Below are 21,701 nucleotides of genomic sequence, written 5' to 3'. Positions count from 1 at the left end.
CCTTAGGCTATCTTTGCCGTTGTATTAGGTTTTTTAGTCTCAGACTTGTTCGGATCCGTCGTTAAACCCACTTTCGATTGTTTCTCGTAAAGGAATTTGAGTACGGATTGACGGTATTTCTGGTACTGAGGGTTGTCAGCTAATGCGACTCTTTCTCTTGGTCTTGGCAAATCAATGTTGAGGACTTCGCCGATGGTGGCAGCTGGACCATTGGTCATCATGACGATTTTGTCAGAGAGCAACACCGCTTCGTCTACATCGTGAGTAATCATGATTACGGTGTTATTGAGTTCGGCTTGAATAGCCATGAGTGAATCTTGTAAGTGGGCGCGGGTCAGGGCATCGAGCGCACCAAATGGTTCATCCATCAACAGTACTTTGGGCTGAAGGGCAAGAGCACGTGCAATGCCGACACGTTGCTTCATTCCGCCGGAGATTTCGTCTGGTTTTTTATCAGCGGCATGCTCCATTTGAATCAGCTCTAGGTAATGATGAACTTGTTTTTTTATCCATGTTTTTCCTCGACCGTTCGCAATTTGCTTTACTGCCAGTTCAACGTTTTGAAATACGGTTAACCAAGGAAGAAGTGAGTGGTTTTGAAATACTACTGCGCGATCTGAGCCGGGGCCCGCGACTTCACGACCGTCGATAATTACGCCACCATCGGTTGGTATATGTAGCCCTGCGACCAAGTTTAATACGGTTGATTTTCCGCAGCCCGAGTGGCCAATAAGGGAAATGAATTCGCCTTTTTTTATTTGTATATCGACATTTTTTAATGCGATAAACTCGCCGTCTGGGGTCGGAAATCGCATTCCGAGTCGGGTTAAATTAAGTAATGGTTTTTCCATGAGGTAATCCTTTATCTTAGCGCTTGTTGTTTATTCCATGACAACCATTTCTGCAGTTGCAACATGCCTTTATCGAGCATCAAACCAATGAATCCAATGGTGAGTACTGCAACCATAATTCGGCCTAAAGAAGCGGAACTACCGTTTTGAAACTCATCCCATACGAACTTACCTAAGCCTGGGTTTTGAGCCAGCATTTCTGCAGCAATGAGCACCATCCATGCAATACCTAAAGAGAGACGTAAACCAGTGAATATCATTGGGATTGCGGAGGGGAGAACAATGGTTCGCAAGTGTTGCCACCAGGAAAGTTGTAATACTCGGCTTACGTTGATAAGGTCTTTATCGATGTTGGTAACCCCTACAGCGGTATTGATGAGCGTTGGCCATAAGCTACAAAGGGTGACGGTCAACAAAGAGGTGACAAATGATTTAGCCACAAGAGGATCATCACTGACGTAGGTGGCACTCACGACTATGGTGACGATGGGCAGCCAAGCTAGTGGTGATACAGGTTTAAGCAGTTGAATGATTGGATTGAACGTTTGATACAAACCTTGGTTAAGACCAAGGACAATGCCAAGTGGAATCGCAATAACGGTCGCTAATAGAAAGCCCGCAGCGACGGTCACTAAACTGGTCAATACTTGGTCAAAAAAGGTGGATTTACCTGTGTAAGGGCGGATTTTTACTTTGGCGTCCGGATTTAGGCTTAGTTTTTCAGCGTTACGTTTTACCTGACGTTCGATGAACGCTTGTTCTTTGTTTCGCTCTTGCCAATGGTCGTCAATTAAATGGTTAAACTGCTGGTAGGTTTGTACCGGGCCGGGCAAGGTACCAAGAGAAGTTTTGACCTCTCTCGCAGCTAAGTGCCAAAGGCTAAGAAAGATTAAAATACCAATCACAGGTAATAATACTAATCGACTTCGGCTTGCGACGATTTTTACTGGGAAAAGTGATATCACGTTACTAGACATACGTACTCCTAATGGATTGCGTTCTACAGCTTGTTATATGTGCTGTGATGGTTATTCGGTATTAGGTTTTGTCGCTCCCTTTTAAACCGATAGTGAATTTTTCTAGATATTGATTCGGCTTATGACCGTCATAAACGACGTTGTCGATAAAGTGAGTTTGGGGAGCGCGAAAGCCATTTTCATTATCAAAATCAGGAAACGCGTTTTGACTTAACTTACCGTCTTCAATCAACGCCTTAGCTGCTTGTTGGTATATCTCAGGTCGATACACTTCTTTAGCAATATTCATATACCACTCGTCGGGTTTTGGGGTCGATATTTGTCCCCATCGACGCATTTGGGTGAGGTACCAAATGGCATCGCTGTAATATGGATAAGTTGCGTTGTGGCGAAAGAACACATTGAAATCAGGCAAGTTGCGTTTGTCGCCTTTCTCATATTCAAATGTACCTGTCATCGAGCTAGCGATGACTTCAGCATCAGCACCTACGTATTGACTGTTAGCAAGTATTTTTACTGCTTCATCTCGATTTTCATTGTCATTTTCATCGAGCCAGTGCGCGGCACGGATTAACGCTTTTACGACCCGGATATGGGTATTGGGGTATTGTTCAGCCCAATGCTTCGACACACCAAAAACTTTCTCTGGGTTGTTTTTCCAAATTTCATAATCGGTGACAACAGGAGTACCGATACCTTTGAATACAGCTTGTTGGTTCCAAGGTTCTCCAACGCAGTAACCTTGTATCGTGCCAGCTTCCATCGTTGCGGGCATTTGGGGCGGGGGGGTAACACTAAGTAGAACATCGGCATCAATCTGACCGCTATTGTCTCCTGAATCTGGAGCGTAATATCCGGGATGAATACCACCAGCTGCTAGCCAATAACGCAGCTCATAGTTGTGAGTAGAGACAGGAAAGACCATGCCCATATTGAATGGTTTGCCCTCGTCAAGGTAACTTTCTACTACGGGTTTCAGAGCATCTGCTTTAATTGGATGGACAGGTTTACCATCATCTTGTTTAGGAATGTTCGGTTTCATTCTCTCCCAAGTATCGTTAGACACTGTGATGGCATTGCCATTGAGATCCATACTAAATGCGGTGATTATCTGTGCTTTTGTTCCAATTCCTATGGTTGCCCCCAATGGTTGGCCTGCGAGCATATGTGCACCATCAAGTTCACCATCAATTACTCTATCGAGGAGTATTTTCCAGTTCGCTTGCGCTTCGAGGCTGACATAGAGGCCCTCGTCTTCAAAAAAACCTTTCTCATAAGCCACCGCAAGAGGAGCCATATCGGTCAGTTTAATAAAACCAAACTTGAGATCTTCTATTTCTGGTTCGCCCAGTTTTGCGTTCGCACTGAACACGTTCAGTATTGATATCGCAATGACCGAACTTTTTAGCAGTAAAGTCCATTTCATTGATTTTCTCCCATAAAAAAACGCTACTACTCTAAAGAGCAGTAGCGCCGTTGCTAATTGGTTCCAATTACCGTCGTTGATAATGGACTTAATTTTATTTATTCACTCAATGATTACAGCAACTACTATGCCAAGTAAATTTTAACTTTAATTACAGTGAGTTAAGCGGTTAGCTTCGTTAGGCACCCCCTAATGTGCTTAACGATAGTGCAACGCGCACCATGTTTGCGATTAGAGTGGCCCTTAAAGATTGGCTGTTATGCCAATAGTTCCAACGTTGAAATGAGATTCTTAGCGACTTGAGTTAAAGTTTGACTCGATTGCATCGCAGAGTTTCGTAGTGCTTTATATGCATGATCCTCATCGACATTGTGTACTTTCATTAGTAAGCCTTTAGCTCTTTCAACCACTTTCCGCTCTTCAATTTTTAGAGTCAGAGTCATGATCTCAGATTCCATTTGCGCCCATTTTTGACGGACTTGTTTAGCATGTTCTAGCCATGGTTTTAATGCGTTCGCATCGTGAGATGGTACTAGAACGTAGCCGGAATTATCAGGTAACTTATTGATATTATTAACTGATAAGTGCCTGAGTATGATGATCAAAGGAATAAGCTTATGGCGGCAGAAATCCGCAATAAGGCGCAGTTCAGCCGTTGCATGCTGCCAACTAACGATAACGGTGGCATTTGGGTTAAGTTGTATCTGTTGTTCTAATTGTGCGAGTTGGCAGGTAATCGTATCGTCGTTAATTTGATCTTGGCTTGTGTTGTTGCTGAGAGAATCAGCTAAGCGAGTCTGTTCGTCTCGCTTGTCACTACAAATAATGATGGGGGATTTTGATGTGGGTTTAGTCATGAACATTCCTTGTTTTTTTCTCACAGATGGTAAGAAGTACAACAAGGAATGTGCCAACAATTCACGATGAGTGATGAATGCGAAAAAATGGGCGTCGTTTACGTAGTTACAACTGACTACAATAGTCTTGCCAATATGAAAATGATCTTTCAAATGCGCTTTCACGGTCTTGAGTTTCAGCGAACAAAACGACGGTCATTGTAGCGAGAACCGTATTGGCCATTTGATTTCTGTTTTCTGGCGTAGTATCGAAAAGGCAGGACAAAGGCATAGGGAGTTCTGAAAGCATTTGCTCCGTCCAGTAGTGAGAGGTCACCCCGATGGTTTGGCTTTGCCAGATGGTTTGGCTGACTTTGGGGTTGTATTCAGACTCACCGGACTGGCCTTTAAATGACACGACGGCGTGACGAGTTTGACCGATTTCATATTCAACTTCTGCATGCAGTTGTTGGAAGCCTGGGTGGAAACTACCACGAATACCTATCGTCGCTTGGCCGGGATTTAGAGCACGAACCACGGTGTTGATTGGCGTTCTTAAACCATATCGGTTCTTCCAACCAATCATTATTTCGGCTTGTGGAGCGAATGCACTTAAAGGTAGATAAGCGATATTCTGTGTTTCGAGTATTTGCTTGGCTTCTAATGCGGATTGCGCCTTTTTTATGCCAAATTTATCAAGGTAATCCTCTGCGTGTAAACGACCGGATTGACGGTCGTGGTAACCATGCATCAGTACCTTGTGACCATTGTCGGCAAGAATTTTGGCAGCGAGCAAGTGCCAAGGAGGACCCGCGGCTTCACGTTTCCCAGCGTAACATGGCCAGTCAATATCAGCACCAATCGCAGGCATTCTTGATTGAAAGGCTTTGACGAAACCGGCGATTTCCTGCTGAGTTTCATTTTGAACTCGGATCAGCATCAACAGCATCGCCATCTGATCATCATCGCATTCGCCGTTAAGGTATTCATCCATGACTCGGCAAGCTTGGTCGAAACTAAGAGGTTTTCTGCCTCGCTCTCCACGACCTACGGTTCTAATACACTCTAAGATACTGCTCATGTTACCTCGTACTCCGTTACTGACTGTACGGTATTGATTAACTGTTCACGCAGTTTGACAACTTCTCCCATCACAATCAATGTTGGGCTGATACCTTTAAGTGTTTTCGATAACTCTTTGAGTTGATTTAGTTGCGTAATCCGGATTTGCTGCTGCGGGCTACAGCCATGTGAAATAATGGCCACTGGAAAGTCATCAGGTAGCCCCGATGTGATGAGACCTTTTTGAATTTCTGAAGATTTTTCTAGCCCCATGTAAAACACCAGCGTTTGTCCGCTTTTCATTAATTGGCTCCACGCATCAAAAGCGCCAGTAACGACTTGTCCGGTGACAAAGGTGACGCTACGGGAGATACCTCGGTGTGTTAAGGGAATAAGGCTACTGGCAGAGCAACCTATTGCTGCGGTGATCCCTGGTATCACTTCATAAGGAATAGAGTGGCGCACCAGTTCTAATGCCTCTTCACCACCCCGACCAAACACAAAAGCATCTCCGCCTTTTAATCTCACAACGCGTTTGCCTTGTTGAGCGAGTTGAACCATCAAGTGGGAGATTTCACTTTGTTTGATGCTTGTTTCACCGCAGCGTTTGCCCACATATATCCAGTCGGAAGCGGATGAAGCCAATTCAAGAATGTCTTTATTCACTAAGCGGTCATAGAGCAATACATCTGCTCGCATGATGGCTTTGACCGCTTTTATCGTCAGTAATTCTGGATCGTGAGGGCCGGCCCCTACCATTGAAACGTAACCTTTGGACGAGTTTTCTATCTGGTTGGGATTATCTTTGAAAAAAGCATTCAATTTTGATGCTTGCTGATGGTTAGAAAATCGAGCTGACTGAGTTTGCTCTTCAGTTTTCTCTTTTGTTCGGCCTGTTTTTTTGAACCAATGTTGATAGAGTGCGTCCATATGTTCACCTTAAATTCTGTCCGTATTTAAAATTCTTCGCTCTTATTGTTAATTTGTGATGTGACGGTTTGGCATTGCTGCTATTACGTTAACTTAATGAGTGTTCGGTTGATTGTTGATGAGATGTCACTATTTGTTCTATCTGAGAGATGCATGAACCGCAGTTAGTGCCGCACTTGAGTCTATTTTGTAGCGCTGAAAGCGTCGTGCAATCGTGATTTTTGATGGCATCGTTGATTTGTAAGTCGGTGACCCGAAAGCAACTGCAGATGAGTTTTCCAGCACTTTCTGATTGCACGATTGTCAGCAATTGAGAGAGTTCCATGACGTATCCAACCATGGCAGAAAGATGGCTATAATCCATTTGGATTGGCTGATTAGATACCACTAATATCGAATTGACGACGAGATTTTCTCCCATCAAATTACAATCTACGGTTAGCCATCCTTGTGGGATATCGATAGTGATACGGCGGTGGGATGTTGAAAATGTAAAACTGTGTTTTTGTATCCATTGATTGTGAGCAAACCGCCAAATTCCAACCTGCTTGTCTGACTGAAAAGCTTGGTAGAGGAAGTTATTTTTATTTAAATAGGCATCAACATTGGCATCAAATGCGGATTTAATGAATAACCCGTAAGACTTTACATCGACCGGTTCAATTTCTATGAGCGATGATTTGAATGCCGGTTGCCCGGATAAGGGGTCTGTTTCGCTGTTTACGATCGCGTTAACAGCGCTGTTGCCACCATAACGCCCAGCCCAATGCATTGACATGAAGACCTCTTGGGCCGCAAGTCCGTCATCTATCGCAATTTTGGCATAGATACAGGCTTGGTGATTAGGTTTAATTAGCCTAGTAAGTTGACCGGATTTAAGATTTTGTCGACTTGCACTGAGTTCACTAATGTATATCGTCGGTTCTATTTCTGATGCGGCTAGATGAGGAATATGACCGGTTCGCGTCATCGTGTGCCATTGGTCTCGCTGTCTCCCCGTATTGAGTGTCCAAAGCTTATTGGATTGTCGTTCGGCTCCCGAATCACTCGTGACAATAAAGCGTGCTTTGCCATCAGCGTGGGAGTACTGACCATCTGAAAATGGATGTTGATCTCCCCAGCATGTGGGCTGCCAATCTTGATATTCCTGCTCAGTTAAGTTGGCATGTTGTGAGAGATCGAGCTTCAAGCTTGAGTTGCTATTTAGCCCAGTCATGGCTGCAAATTCGCAAAAAATTTCTCTTTCACTCATATAAGCAAATCCATTACTTGTTTGTTCTAGTTGGCACAGGGTCTGTCCAACTTGGCTGATAGCCCACCAATCTGGCTTCGCTTCTCCCGGTGGGGAAACGAATTGACGTTGACGTGATACTCTTCGCTCTGAGTTGGTAACCATACCTTGTTTCTCCCCCCAACCTGCCGCGGGTAAGAGTAGATCGGCGTACTGCGCCACGTCAGAATCCGCAGTAATATCAGAAACAATCACAAACGGACAAATGTCTAATGCTTGCTTAACCAGTGCGTTATTAGGCATTGATATCACAGGATTTGTTGCCATGATCCACAATACTTTAATATCGCCTCGTTCAACAGCTTCAAATAGCTCCACTGCTTTTAAGCCAGGATTGGAAGCAATTTCTGGTGAGTTCCAAAAGTTTTGAACGAGTTGGATTGATTCGTTATCAAAACCACGATGTACTGCAAGTTGATTTGCCAGTCCGCCAACCTCTCGACCACCCATTGCATTAGGTTGCCCTGTTATTGAAAAAGGCCCACAGCCAGATTTAGCGATTTTGCCTGTTGCTAGATGGGCATTAATGATGGAATTACCTTTATCAACCCCATTTTTAGCTTGATTAACCCCTTGGCAAAATAGAGTGATGGCTGTTGGGCTTCGAGCAAACCATTGGTAGAAAGTGGTCAGTTTTTGTTGAGGGATACCTAATGATGCTGTTAATTCAGTTACGCTGTAACGTTGAGCGGTGACCTCTGCCACTAAAGCCTTAAACCCAGAGGTATGAGATTGAATGTAATCATTATCAATACATTGTTCTTCTAGGAGAAATTTAAGTAGGCCATTAAATAAAATGACATCACTATCATTTTTTATTGCAAGATGTAAGTCCGCTTGTTTTGCTGTTACTGTCTCTCTTGGATCGATCACAACCACTTTGAGGTTTGGATTTTTCTGTCTTGCTCGTTGAATACGTTGGAACAGGATAGGATGAGTCCACGCGGTGTTTGCCCCGCATATGACGAGAAGTTCGGTGTCGTCTATGTCACTGTAATTAACGGGTACCAGGTCTTCACCAAACGCTCGTATATGTGCGGCTACCGCGGACGACATGCATAAACGCGAATTGGTATCGATGTTCGCGCTACCGATATACCCTTTCATTAATTTATTGGCGACGTAGTAGTCTTCGGTGAGCAATTGACCTGATACGTACATGGCGACGGAATCTGGTCCTGTCTCTTTTTTGGCTTGGTGGAGCTTTTCAGCAATCAAGGTTGTCGCATACTGCCAATCAACTTCACGTCCATTGAGTTTTGGGTAGAGTAGCCGAGAGGGCGTTTGTAAACTCTCTTCTAAAGCGACACCTTTAACACATAACGAACCTGAGTTGGCTGGATGGGAAGCATCTCCAACAATACCGTTTGAGTTAATTTCCACCCCACATCCTACACCGCAGTAAGGACAAGTGGTTTTTGTTCCGATGGTTGTTTTGCATCCTTGCGACATTTTCACCCCTAGCTCTTCTGTTTTGTCGTTTCAAAAACAAAAATGCCTCTCCCAATCTGAGAGAGGCATCATTGCCTTACTATGTTCAGCCCATTTTCTAATGAAGTGTCCCAGCGTTTAAATTGCCGAAAAAACAAAGCAGCGTATCAAATTAACGATGGGAATCATGTTCGTTCTACGTGGAAAGTGCAAGTGGGATGCCAGAAATTAATATGTTTATAAAACAATAAATTAGGTTGCATGGATGGATGTAATATGAAAATCCCGCACCGTAAAGGTGCGACCTTGAGCTATTACAGTGCCAGGATATTGTAGGGGACTAATGGGGTTATGAGGGGTTATGAGCAGCTAATAGAGCTTCCGTTATCCCTTAAGCCTTGAGTAATATGAACGTCACCCTGTTTTGATATGGCAACCGCTTCAATACCAGTTTGCTGATCTAAGTATGAAATTGCTGCATCAATAGAGGGTAAAAAACCAGCAGTACTCCAAATTTCGCCATCAACGGATTGCTGAGAAATGATCGTTAAACTCGCTATGTCAGTTATAATTGGCATTCCTGTTTGTGCATCAAGTAGATGATGATATCGCTGCCCGTTAGCATGGAAAAAACGCTCATTAATGCCGGATGTCACCATCGACATTCCTTGCAGTGGAACAACCCGCACAACGTTACCACGATTGCCTAACGGATTTTGGATCCCCACGTTCCATGCTCGATTCGCATTCTTTGGAGAGTGTCCAATAGTTACCACGTTTCCGCCTAAACTAATAAAGCCGCATTCAACGCCTGCGTTGATCCATAATTGTTTTACTTGATCGGCAAAATATCCTTTGGCTATGGCGCCAAGATCGATCTCCATATTGGTTTTGCTTAAGAATACCGAGTGATCATCATGATTGAGAATAATATTTTTCGGATCAATCAAAGGCAGTTTAGCGGTGATCTCATCTTGGCTCGGTACTTTGGCATCTTTAAAGCCAATGCGCCAGGTTTTCACCAGTGGCCCGATGGCAATATTGAACGGATTTTTTGTCTCTTCGCTGCTTTGTTTAGCGACGTTTATCAGTTGGAAAAGATCCGGTTGAACAACAACGGGAGCAATACCCGCGTGTTGATTCACACGCATCAACTCTGAGTCTGGCTGGTTGACGGTGAATCGCTGAGCATAGCATTCAAGTTGTAAGTAGGCTTCTTTGATCAACTGTTCCCCATTAGGGTGATAGACCACTAAGTCGATAAAAGTACCCATCATTTGAAATCGTGCACGATAGTTTGTCATTGATCTTTACTTATCTAGTCTTAGTAAGGGTAGAGAAGAGGGAAGTAGTGCTTCCCTCCGATACTCGATCTAATCGGTATAAGTGGTTACCTACTAAACTAGATTTGCAGCACTTTCGCCAGCGATACGACCATAGGTGAAGATATCAATCAAGGCGTTACCACCCAATCGATTACCTGCATGGATACCACCAGTGACTTCACCTGCTGCATATAAACCAGCGATGATGTTGCCATCTTTACCGATCACTCGTGCTTGAGTATCAATCTTCAATCCACCCATTGTATGGTGAACAGATGGTTGACGAGGCGTAGCGTAAAATGGTGCCTGTTCCACTTTCAACCCGAATGCACTCTTGTTGAATTCAGGATCATGGCCTTGATCGACATACGTATTGTATTGTGCGATGGTGCGAGTCAATTCAGCCGGAGCAATACCAATCTTATCAGCCAATTCTTCTAGAGTGTCGGCCTGAACAATAATGCCCTCTTTGATTTCTCGTTCGATGGTTTCATCAGAAGTATTCGCCGCGGTTTGACGGATCTTCTCATCAGCAATCATGTAGATTAGGCCACCATTGTCAAAGAATGCATCTGAAAGTACGTCACGACTTCCACATTCATCAGTAAAGCGTTGACCTTGCTGGTTAACAAAAACAAAGTTCTCTGGTGGTACGATCAAACCGGTGAGTAGTGCTCCTGATTTAGGATCGCCGATCGGCATTAGTTGCACGAAACCCATACCAACTAACTCTGCGCCGGCTTTTTCACCAATCTCGATACCATCACCAATTAGTGCTGGAGAGTTAGTGGTTTTGATATCATCCGCGATCTCTTTCCAGTAGGTGTTGTATTTTTTGATCATCTTGGTGTTGGCACCAAAACCACCAGACGCAAGCACCACGCCGTGATTGACACGTAAAACGAGTTTTGTGCCGTTTGCTTGTGTCGCTCTGATTCCGACTACTTTACCCTCTTCAAGGATCAGATCTGTTGCGCGAGTATCCGTGATGATTCGACCATTTTGCTCTTGAATGCGTTTTTGCAGTTTGTCGACAAACTCAACACCTTTTGGACGCTTAGGTTTGTGCGCACGGCGCCACAATGCGCCAACAGGGATCTCAACCACGCTGCGATCAAAGTCGATACCTTTTTCACTCAACCAGTCAATAGACTCCATTGAATGAGAGGTTAACGTCTCCACTAAGTCATATTGGCCGTAGATGGCTTCACCGTTTAAGTCAGTACGTTTACCACCTAAATAGGTTTGGATACGGTGTAACTCAATTGAATCAAACAGATACTGTTTACCGTTTTCCATATCTGTAAAGTAACCATCAAGCTGAGATTTTAGCACTTGGAAATCAGCAAGGTACTCGCCAGCGAATTCAGATTCCGGTGTTTTGGCTAGTGTCATCAAGGTTTCTTTTTCACCAGGTAGCGCTGGGAAATCATTTTGCCATTGTGGTTCGGCCGCATTCACCCAACCACCTGTGCGTACGGTGTTACCACCAATTGCTGGAAATTTCTCTAGCAAGATAACTGACTTGCCGTTATCAAGCGCAGTTAGTGCGGCACTTAAGCCAGCGCCACCGCCGCCAACGACAACGACATCAACGGTCTCTTCGATGGTTTTTGATGACCATTCTACCGCTTCTCTTGCTTTGCAGCGTAGCGCTTCAGAGTTACCTCCAGCTAAGTCAACCGCATTTGAAACCCCATCAATCACAGCTTGACTGCTGACGGTCGCCCCTGAAATGACGTCAATATTCAAGGTTTGACCATCAAGGATCTGCTGCGGAATACGCTCAAATGCTGGGTTAGCAATACCATCTGACTCTTTGGATGAATCAACAAAAATCTCAAGGATTTTGTCGTCAGAGAAAGTCACTGTCACAGGTAAATTGCCATTGTGGCCGCGACCGTACGCCGTGTATTCACCAGAGTTAAATGTAATAGGAATGCTCTGTAGCTCTTTAATACGTTGGTGCTTCAAGGCTTCAGCCGCACTGTCGACAATCATGTAATCCATGATTTCCCATAGTGGGGTAGGGATTTGCAACGCATGTTGTTGGGCTATATCAGCAAATTCAGCGCAGGTTTCGTTATTAAAAGCTTTACTCGCCCAAGTTGGCTCAACGAGGTAGCCTTTACCTACGCTCACCATATCGTAACCTTGTTTAAGCGCTTGTTCGGCATCCGCGCGTTGGGCAATACCACCTACACCAATGACGGGCACTTTAGCGACGGCCTCAGACTGAAGTTGACGATATTTGCTGATTAATAGCTCTGAATCTTCTGGTGTGACAATGGAGTTGCGTGCCCAGTTACCCATTGAAAAATGGAAATAATCCAAACCGTGAGTGGCCAGTTTATCTAATAGATACATGGTTTCATCGAAACGAATACCTGGCTGCTCGATCTCTTCTGGAGAGAATCGGTAACCTACGATGAAATCATCTTTGTTATGCTCAAGTGCAACTTGTTTGGTTTTTTCTAAAATAGCCAGTGGGAAGCGAGTACGTTTTTCAATATTACCGCCCCATTTATCACGTCGACGGTTTGAATGAGGAGAGAAAAATTGCTGGATTAAGTAGGTGTTTGCACCGTGGATTTCAACTCCATCAAAGCCAGCTAAAATCGCACGATTAACGGCATTGCCAAAGCTTTCAATCATGGCTTCGACTTGAATTTTTGTCATTTCTAGCGGTGTTTCAGCGTTGTCACGTAGCGCAGCTACTGGGCTGGCTGAAATCGGTTGGTGACCGCCATTGAACTCTGGATTCGCCATACGACCGGCGTGGTAGATTTGCAAAATGGCTTTTGAGCCTTTTGCTTTTATCGCTTCTGCTAGTTTTTTTAAACCCACGATTTTGCTATCGGAATCTATTCCTAAAGCGCCAGGGAAAGCACGACCATAATTCTCTACGAATGCACTCTCAACAATAATGGCTCCAGCATCACCCGAACGACTGCCATAGTAGGTGATCATTTCTTGAGTCACACCGCCATCAAAAAAGGCAGATTGAATCGTCATAGGTGCCATTACGACACGATTGTTCAGTGTGGCACCGGATTGAAATACGATTTTATCGATTAACGTCGACATTAAATTTTCCTTTTTACAGATTAATTTTCATATAAAAAGTACCTAGCGTTCGGCTTATTTTGACAGCAAATAACTTTGGCAATAAGTAACTTTGATATGAAAATAGGGCTATATATTCATCCGACTTGAAGTTTCAATAATAACGATGGATTCCTACAAACCTCATTACATAGCTCATCTATATTCGGAACGGATCAGAGGCTTTGCTTGCTTATAACCCTAAGAATTATATTGATTTATATGTATGAGTAAAATGAATGGTTTACATTCACGATATGATTTTATTGCATGGTGTGAGGGCGTGATCGGTGAAATAGGTTGCTTTGACTGCTTGTCGTATTTGCATGAAAAATTGTATTTATCTTTACATCATCAACGGGGGAATGACTAAAAAGCGAGTCAAATCTTACCACTTTAATTGATGATTTTATCATTAATGCCATTGGGTTACCTCACAGTTGCTGCCATATGTTTCGGTTCCTAATCGCATGTTATTGGCTTATTAACAACCTGCATATTTGCAACTTTAATTATGCCATTTGTCAATGTTCAGCCTAATCTCATAGTGGTACTTTTTGCTTACTAGGTTTCACCTGTCTCCATATAGCGACTAGAAACGTTGCTATACGCCTGCAAGGAATACCTAACCGGCTTAAGAGCTAAATTTAAATATGAGGTTAGTGGACATGGCAAATACAGGAAATATCAATAAGGGGCGTATTAGTGTATTCGCCCTTGCAATGCTTAATATTGTTGCAGTGGTCAGTTTAAGAGGTCTTCCTGCTGAAGCTGAATACGGCCTAAGTTCTATCTTTTATTATATCTTCGCAGCAATAGTGTTTCTCATCCCTGTTTCGCTCGTTGCGGCAGAACTGGCTACGGGTTGGTCTGAAAAAGGGGGGGTGTTTCGTTGGGTTGGTGAGGCATTTGGTCCTCGACTCGCTTTAGTGGCCATGTTCATGTTGTGGATTGAAGTAACGGTTTGGTTCCCAACGGCATTAACATTCGGTTCTGTTTCTCTCGCGTTTGTTGGCCCTGATCAAACATGGGACCAAGCTCTTTCGCAAAATAAATTTTTTGTATTGGGAATAGTACTAGCCATTTATTGGTTAGCCACAATTATTGCGTTACGTGGTACTGACGCCTTTTCAAAAGTTGCCAAATGGGGGGGGTTAATCGGTACGGTTATACCAGGTATTGTACTCATCGTATTAGGTTTTTCTTATCTATTCTTCTCTGGAAATGCCCCTCAAATCGACTTGTCTTGGAGCAAGGTTATTCCTGATTTCTCCAATTTCGATAATGTAGTTCTCGCTGCCAGTATCTTCTTGTTTTATGCCGGTATGGAAATGAACGCCTTGCACGTAAAAGAAGTAGATAACGCTCCACGTAATTATCCATTAGCCATTATGATTGCAGCTGCAGGTACTGTGGGTGTGTTTGTTTTAGGTACGTTAGCGATCGCATTCATTATTCCACAACAAGATATTAGCTTAACGCAAAGCTTATTAGTGACTTACGACAAGATGTTTGCTTGGGCTGGCATTAGTTGGGCTGCTCCGGTTATGGCTGCATGTTTGGCCTTGGGTGTTCTTGCTGGGGTTGTTGGTTGGGTTGCAGGTCCATCATCAGGTTTACTTGTGGTAGCGAAAGGGGGATTCTTACCTCGCTTTTGGCAACAAACGAATAAACATGGTATGGCAACACACATCATGATGGCTCAAGCTCTTTTGGTGACCATGATCTCTACCGTTTTCGTGGTATTACCATCAGTACAAGCGGCATATCAAATCCTTAGTCAACTTACCGTTGTTCTATATCTAATCATGTACTTACTGATGTTTGCAGCAGCGATATATCTACGTTATAGCCAACCAAATCGTCCACGCCCATATAAAATTCCGGGTGGTAATATCGGTATGTGGTTGGTGGCAGGTCTAGGTTTCATCGGTTCACTGACTGCTTTCCTATTCTCGTTTATCCCACCAAGCCAAATTGCTGTGGGTAGCCCTGAAGCGTACATCGGTATTTTAGTTGCACTGACCGTCATATTTACAGCAGTACCATTTGTTGTTTACAAAGCGCGTAAACCTCACTGGAAAGATCCAGCAGTCACAGATTTTGCGCCATTCACATGGGAAATTGAAAATGTTCACCCAGGTGTAATTAATCCATCGGATAAAGTTACTCACAAATTAAATTCTTAAGCAGAGGGTTTGCATAATGTTTAATTCAACATTAAAAGGTGAGCTTACTGCTGCGATGCAGCAAGCCCTAGAGAATAGTATAAGCAACAGAGGCGGAGAGAACGCATCTTATATTCCGTTCTTGGCTTCCGTACCATCAGAATTAACCGGTTTTGCTTTTGTTTCAGTTACCGGCGAGGTGATTCAATTACAAGATGCTAATTATAAGTTTGCGATTGAATCAATCTCGAAAATTATGACACTCGGTTTGGTGCTAGAGCAGTCTGGTGCTGACGAATTACACAATAAAATTGGCGCGGAACCGACGGGTATGCCGTTCAATTCCGTGTTAGCCCTAGAGCTTCATCAAGGCAAACCATTAACGCCGCTGGTAAACGCAGGCGCAATGGCTACCGTGAGCTTAGTGAAAGCAAGCGATAGAGAAGATAGATGGCAACAAATATTGGCGTTTCAATCGGCGTTAGCCAATAGCAATATTGAGCTTTCAGATGAAGTCAATCGTTCAGAGCAAACCACAAATACGCATAACCGTGCAATTGCTTTGCTTCTCGAATCATCAGGTTGTATGTATTCCGACTCTATGGCGGCATGTGATGTGTACACCCGTCAATGTTCTACACTCTTTGATACAGTTGAACTTGCAACTGTTGGAGCCACCCTTGCTAATGGTGGTAAAAATCCTTGCTCTGGCAAGGAGCTTATTCAGCCACAGAACATTCCTCATATTTTGGCTGAGATGGCAATGGAAGGGCTTTATGATACGTCCGGTGATTGGGCGTATGATGTCGGTCTTCCAGGGAAAAGCGGGGTGGGTGGTGGCCTACTCGCTGTGATCCCAAATGTCGGAGCATTAGCAGCATTCTCTCCACGCTTAGACCAATATGGTAATAGCGTGCGCGGTCAACAAATGATCAAACAAGTCGCCCAAGCAATGGGTTGGAATTTGTTTAGTAGTCAGCAACACTAACGTAGGAAGAAAATCATGGCACTTCATCACGTATCTAGAAATAACGATCCAATTTTTGGCTCAGAAAATATTCATAGAGTTGCGGCCGCGAAAAAGCTCCCGCAAGAAGAACAATCAGCAAGCGTTGTTTATCAGATGATTCGTGACGAACTTTACCTCGACGGTAACGCTCGTCAGAACCTAGCCACTTTCTGCCAAACTTGGGAAGAAGACGAAGTTCATAAATTGATGGATCTTTCTATCGATAAAAACATGATCGATAAAGATGAGTATCCACAGTCGGCAGAAATTGAAGGACGCTGCGTGCATATGTTGGCGGATCTTTGGAAAGCACCAGATGCCGTGACTACTGTTGGTACTTCAACTACGGGTTCAAGTGAAGCCTGTATGCTGGGTGGATTGGCTGCATTGTGGCGCTGGCGTGACAAACGCCGCGCACAAGGTTTATCGACTGATAAACCAAATATGGTGTGTGGCCCGGTACAAGTATGTTGGGAAAAATTTGCCCGCTACTGGGACGTTGAAATTCGCCAGATGGATATGGAAGAAAATCATTACTTCATGCAACCAGAAGATATGCTCAGCATGGTGGATGAAAATACCATTATGGTCGTACCGACTTTTGGTCAAACCTTTACGGGTCTTTATGAGACAGTAAAACCACTTGCTGATGCATTGGATACTTACGAAAGTGAGACGGGTATTTCAATCGATATCCATGTCGATGGTGCAAGTGGTGCGATGCTCGCTCCATTCTGCGCAACAGAAATCGAGCCTTGGGATTTCCGTTTAGAACGAGTGAAATCAATCAGTACATCAGGTCATAAATTTGGTTTGTCACCACTGGGTGTGGGCTGGGTTATTTGGCGTAGTAAAGAAGATCTACCAGAAGGTTTGGTGTTCCATGTGAATTATTTAGGTGGTGATATGCCAACGTTCGCATTGAACTTCTCGCGTCCAGCAGGTCAAATTATTGCGCAATACTATAATTTCCTCCGCTTAGGTTTCGAGGGTTACCAACGTATTCATTCAGCAAGTTACGATGTGTGCGAATACCTTGTGCAAGAGCTGAACAAATTCGACCTATTTGAGTTCTTGTTTGATGGTAATAGAGAAAAAGGTATTCCGGCTATCGCGTGGCGTCTAAAACCAGGTGTAAATGTGGATTATACGCTTTATGACTTGGCTGACCGTCTACGTACTCGTGGTTGGTTAGTGCCAGCATACAGCTTGCCGGCTAATATTGAGACCATGGTCGTGCAACGTATCTTGGCAAAACAAGGTTTAACGATTGATCTCGCAGATTTATTGATTGCTGACTTCAAACGATCAATTGAGTTCTTAGAGAAAAATGGCTCAACCAAGTGTAGTGCAGAAGATACACAGTCCTTTGATCATAGTGGTCACTAGTGACGATAGTATGATTTACTGCGTATTTTAATGATCTACACGATTTGCAGATGCTGATTGGCAATAGACCACAAAGTATCATCGGGTAGACATTAGTAAAAAGGCCAATTGTATATGCAGTTGGCCTTTGTCATTTTAAGAATCTTATTTTAAAGACTTTGGTTTAAAGGTCTCGTGATAAAGTCGTAATCGTATGTTTGTTCATGTCATAGAAATCATCTGTATTTGTGCTTTTGCACTTAGTGCAGTGCTCAGTGGAGCTAATAAAGGTAAAGATATTATCAGTGTGTTGGTGCTTGGCTGGGTAACAGCATTAGGTGGCGGGACCGTGCGCGATGTTATTCTTTCTACCGATCAAGTGTTTTGGATTCAATCTCCATCTTATTTTTGGGCTGCGATTATCAGCTCATTGGTTGGTTTTCTTATGGCCCCTGATCTGAGAAAACGTAAAGTAGAGCGACTCATATTACTGCTCGATGCCATTGGTATTTCGATTTTCTCTGTATTAGTGACAAAGCGGATGATTCATCAAGATTATGCGGCTTATGTAGCGATTACAATGGGGATGATTACAGCGGTATTTGGCGGTGTAGTGCGGGATATTCTTGTTAACCGCCCAACGATGTTCAACAATACTGAGTTCTATGCGACGCCTGTCATCATGGGGTGCTCGTTGTTTGTATTACTCTCACGCTTAGGCATGAATAGCGATGTGAATACTATTATCAGTATTGTGTTTATCGCAGTATTTAGGATTTATATTGTGGTAACGAAGAAAAGTTTCCCCAAATATTTATTGCTTAGGTAATGTGTTTATTTGGTGCTTAGTTATCCGTCTGTTGCGGGCTAGAACTCTACTCAGAAATTGAGCAATAACAAGGCGCCCAACTTGATTATTATCCACAAGGTAAAGTGTTTTCATTAAGAACTGCATTAATATCAACCAATAAGAGTAAAAACTAACTTTTCATCGATTTCACAGCATGTAAAAGGTGATACATCTATACTTTTGATAGTAGATAAGCCTTTGAGGTTGGCCATATGATGAAAAAAATCAGTGTAAGTATGTTAGTTGCGCTTTCGTTTGTAACTTTGACGGGGTGTTCTTCCCCAAACCCATATGGCGATGCATATGGGGCAAGTGAAACTCGCTCTATCCAACAAGTTTACTATGGCACTATTGTTAAAGCTGAGCCGGTCACGATTGACGCTTCTGATCAAACCAATGTCATTGGGACTATCGCAGGGGCGGCTATCGGTGGGCTTTTGGGTTCTAAAGTCGGTGGCGGTACAGGTTCGGATATTGCGGCAATTGGTGGCGGTTTACTGGGTGGGTATGCTGGTAGTGAAGCCGCTGGCGCAGCTGGTCAACGTAACGGTGTAAACCTTACCATTCAACTTGAAGACGGTCAGGTGATTGCGATTGTTCAAGAAGCCAATCCGAATATGATTTTCCAACCTGGCCAACCAGTACAAGTTAATGTCGATGGTGACAATGCGAGAGTCGTACCACGTTAATTATATCTTTTAGTGTTGATTTGTGAGAGGACGGTATATAAACCGTCCTCAGTTACAAGTGGCGCTCATGTGCTAAAAGTTGTCAAAAAACTAAGCAGAGTGATATTTTTCTATGATATCGGCAAGCGGTTGAGGGCGAGCAATTAAATAGCCCTGAACGACATCAACACCACATTCAGCGATAAAATCGTATTCTTCCCGAGTTTCAACCCCCTCTGCAACCATAATACAGTTGGTGACAGAACCCAATTGTGCCACGAGATGATAAAGGTCTCTTCCCTTTGGTGTTGTTGAGCCTAGCAATAATGAGCGGTCCAGTTTCACCTTATTAAATGGGTATTTAATTAAGTGAGGAAATGACGCATAACCGGTGCCAAAGTCATCCATCGCAATCAAGATACCCTCTGATTGCAACTTCTCCATAGTGCCAAGCAGATGCATTTTATCGTTTATAATGGCTTCTTCGGTGATTTCGAGTTCCAGCCATGTCGGTGAAATCTCATAGTGTGCTAAACGTGAGAGTAAATGGTTAACGAAATCCCCTTGACCGATAGACGCTACAGAAATATTAATTGCCACGCGTTGCTCGCTCGACAGTGGTAATTTTTGCATGTCTTTTAGTACTTGTTCTATCACTGCGCGATCTAACATCGGCATTGCGTTGAGGAGTTGAAAGTCGTTAATAAATGTTGGCGGGCATAATTTCCCTGAGCCATCTTTGTAACGCAACAATGCTTCGTATGAAACGATTTTTTCCGTCGCAACTGATTGAAGCACTTGATAATGCATCACTAACTCGCCCTCATGCATCATACTTGAAAGTCGTTGCTGGGCTAGTGACTTATTCATGCTACTCGCTGTCGCGCTTCTTACATTATCTAACAAGCTCTTAAAGGTTGATTTTTCAATGCTTGAAACTTGTTCTATCGACTGTAAATGCACAGAGTATTTACCTGAAAACATGAGATAGAACGGTCGATAGATAAATATGCCAATCACAATAATAACCAACTGCAACAATGAGCCAATAATGTTGTCACCCATTGCGATATAACCGCTAAACAGAGGTGGCGTCATCCAATTCACAATACTTTCGACGGGAGGAACAAAGCCATAGGTAATTGCAAAGTAAGTTAGCACGAAACTGACTAATGGGACGAGAATAAACGGCACAATCATGATTGGGTTAAAAATGATAGGCAACCCAAACAAAAGTACTTCATTGATATTGAAAATCACGAGTGGTGTGGCGGCTAGTGCCAACATTATGTGATTACGAGAACGCGAAAATAACAAGATACATAGCAACAAACTGATGCTACCGCCTGAGCCTCCCATTGAAGTAAAGGCATCATAAAAGCCCTGACTCAACACATTTAATGACGCATCACCTGCTTGATAGGCCGCAAAGTTTGCTTGGGTTGTGGCATAGAGTTGCTGCTTAGTGGCGAACAGCATATTGTGTCCGTTGATCCCTATTGCACCTAATAGGCCCAAGATCGTTTGGTATGTTAATCCACCAAAAAAGGTTAATGGATCCGCACCATTGTTACCAATGACATCGGTAAAGAGTGCGACGATTTTTACCGTGAGTTTCGAGATAGCGAGTGCTGATATCATGAACACAAAAAAATGTGCAACGTGCTTGAATAGTCGAGAAGCAAAATCTAGCGCTTGCGGTTCTAAAAATCGCAGATTAAAGCGTGTGCAATAAAGAAAAGTCACTAAGGCACTAATTAACGCAAGAAATGGGTTATTAGGCAGGTAATAACCGGCGGATAAACTGCCATTTTCAATCGATACCAAATAAAACAGTGCAATAGAGTAGATAATAAAAACGGCACTATTGATGCTGGTTTTATGCGATAGGTAATAACCTGCCACCACACAAAATGATAATGGGTAAATATTGATCAGCATGTTAGATAGCTGAAAAAGTACCGTTGAAACTGTTGAATAATCGAGTAACCGAAATGCATGGCCGAATAAAATGGCAGTCGCATTAGCAAGCGTTAGCGGCAGCAACAATAATGCAATTGCAGAAAGATCATGCAGATAAGAATGAGAAATAGTGTTTGCGGGTAAGATTCCGCTAAAAAAACGTCGAATTAATGCCAAGTCGGTTCTACTGTCTAACGTTAGTGAAAAAACCTATTACACGTGGTTTTTTCTAATGAGAACTCTTCTACTAATTGATGAAGTTACACTTGTTCTTAGGTATCAATAAGTAAAGATTGCTTAATAATAAGTTGTATGCTGATTGTTTAAGTTACCACTCATAATATGGAATTATATTAAATAAACTCAAATACTGATAAAGAATAGCATACAAATAGTATCATAACGAAAATCAATAATTTATAGGCTATACGGTCGGCTTTCC

General features: G+C 43.2%; 15 protein-coding genes. 5 read left to right on the top strand and 10 right to left on the bottom strand.

Annotated elements, in window-relative coordinates; all coding sequences use genetic code 11:
• Positions 1-2 precede the first annotated feature (2 nt).
• The 9 genes from DZ860_RS10945 to DZ860_RS10905 form a co-directional block, all read right to left on the bottom strand.
• A complete protein-coding gene (locus DZ860_RS10945; RefSeq protein WP_243641847.1) occupies positions 3-851 on the bottom strand; it encodes an ABC transporter ATP-binding protein in 849 nt (282 codons plus the stop codon).
• 11 nt (positions 852-862) lie between these two features.
• Entirely contained in the window at positions 863-1,828 is a 966-nt protein-coding gene (locus tag DZ860_RS10940) for an ABC transporter permease (protein ID WP_120031171.1), read from the bottom strand.
• A 61-nt stretch (positions 1,829-1,889) separates the two neighbouring features.
• Entirely contained in the window at positions 1,890-3,254 is a 1,365-nt protein-coding gene (locus DZ860_RS10935; RefSeq protein ID WP_120031169.1) for a CmpA/NrtA family ABC transporter substrate-binding protein, read from the bottom strand.
• 257 nt (positions 3,255-3,511) lie between these two features.
• A complete protein-coding gene (locus DZ860_RS10930) occupies positions 3,512-4,111 on the bottom strand; it encodes an ANTAR domain-containing response regulator (RefSeq protein ID WP_120031167.1) in 600 nt (199 codons plus the stop codon).
• Positions 4,112-4,217: 106 nt separating this feature from the next.
• Complete coding sequence (locus DZ860_RS10925) at positions 4,218-5,171, bottom strand: glycosyl transferase family protein (protein ID WP_120031165.1); 954 nt, start codon at positions 5,169-5,171, stop codon at positions 4,218-4,220.
• Positions 5,168-6,082, bottom strand: a complete 915-nt coding sequence (gene cobA, locus DZ860_RS10920) for a uroporphyrinogen-III C-methyltransferase (protein WP_120031163.1) — start codon at positions 6,080-6,082, stop codon at positions 5,168-5,170. The genes DZ860_RS10925 and cobA overlap by 4 nt, the downstream gene beginning before the upstream one ends.
• A gap of 88 nt (positions 6,083-6,170) precedes the next feature.
• Complete coding sequence (locus tag DZ860_RS10915; protein ID WP_120031161.1) at positions 6,171-8,825, bottom strand: nitrate reductase; 2,655 nt, start codon at positions 8,823-8,825, stop codon at positions 6,171-6,173.
• A gap of 338 nt (positions 8,826-9,163) precedes the next feature.
• Positions 9,164-10,108, bottom strand: a complete 945-nt coding sequence (locus DZ860_RS10910; protein WP_120031159.1) for an FAD:protein FMN transferase — start codon at positions 10,106-10,108, stop codon at positions 9,164-9,166.
• 93 nt (positions 10,109-10,201) lie between these two features.
• Positions 10,202-13,216 (bottom strand): NADH-dependent flavin oxidoreductase, encoded by a 3,015-nt coding sequence (locus DZ860_RS10905; protein WP_120031157.1) that lies wholly within the window; start codon positions 13,214-13,216, stop codon positions 10,202-10,204.
• 686 nt (positions 13,217-13,902) lie between these two features.
• Between DZ860_RS10905 and gadC the strand changes: the two genes are divergently transcribed.
• From gadC to DZ860_RS10880, 5 genes are all read left to right on the top strand, one after another.
• Positions 13,903-15,423 (top strand): glutamine/gamma-aminobutyrate antiporter GadC, encoded by a 1,521-nt coding sequence (gene gadC / locus DZ860_RS10900; protein ID WP_120031155.1) that lies wholly within the window; start codon positions 13,903-13,905, stop codon positions 15,421-15,423.
• Positions 15,424-15,439: 16 nt separating this feature from the next.
• Positions 15,440-16,390 carry a glutaminase A gene (gene glsA, locus DZ860_RS10895; RefSeq protein WP_120031153.1) on the top strand — a complete coding sequence of 317 codons (951 nt, stop codon included), beginning with the start codon at positions 15,440-15,442 and terminating at the stop codon, positions 16,388-16,390.
• Between the two features lie 15 nt (positions 16,391-16,405).
• Positions 16,406-17,800 (top strand): glutamate decarboxylase, encoded by a 1,395-nt coding sequence (gene gad / locus DZ860_RS10890; protein WP_120031151.1) that lies wholly within the window; start codon positions 16,406-16,408, stop codon positions 17,798-17,800.
• A 193-nt stretch (positions 17,801-17,993) separates the two neighbouring features.
• A complete protein-coding gene (locus tag DZ860_RS10885; RefSeq protein WP_120031149.1) occupies positions 17,994-18,608 on the top strand; it encodes a trimeric intracellular cation channel family protein in 615 nt (204 codons plus the stop codon).
• Between the two features lie 233 nt (positions 18,609-18,841).
• Positions 18,842-19,318 (top strand): outer membrane lipoprotein, encoded by a 477-nt coding sequence (locus DZ860_RS10880; RefSeq protein ID WP_120031147.1) that lies wholly within the window; start codon positions 18,842-18,844, stop codon positions 19,316-19,318.
• 90 nt (positions 19,319-19,408) lie between these two features.
• On the opposite strand, the gene DZ860_RS10875 is transcribed toward DZ860_RS10880, so the two are convergent.
• A complete protein-coding gene (locus DZ860_RS10875) occupies positions 19,409-21,436 on the bottom strand; it encodes an EAL domain-containing protein (RefSeq protein WP_120031145.1) in 2,028 nt (675 codons plus the stop codon).
• Positions 21,437-21,701 lie beyond the last annotated feature (265 nt).

It is taken from the genome of Vibrio sinensis (assembly GCF_003605645.1).
Taxonomy (GTDB): domain Bacteria; phylum Pseudomonadota; class Gammaproteobacteria; order Enterobacterales; family Vibrionaceae; genus Vibrio; species Vibrio sinensis.
The sequence above is the reverse complement of the archived record's forward strand: the minus strand, read 5'-3'. Positions and strand labels throughout refer to the sequence as shown.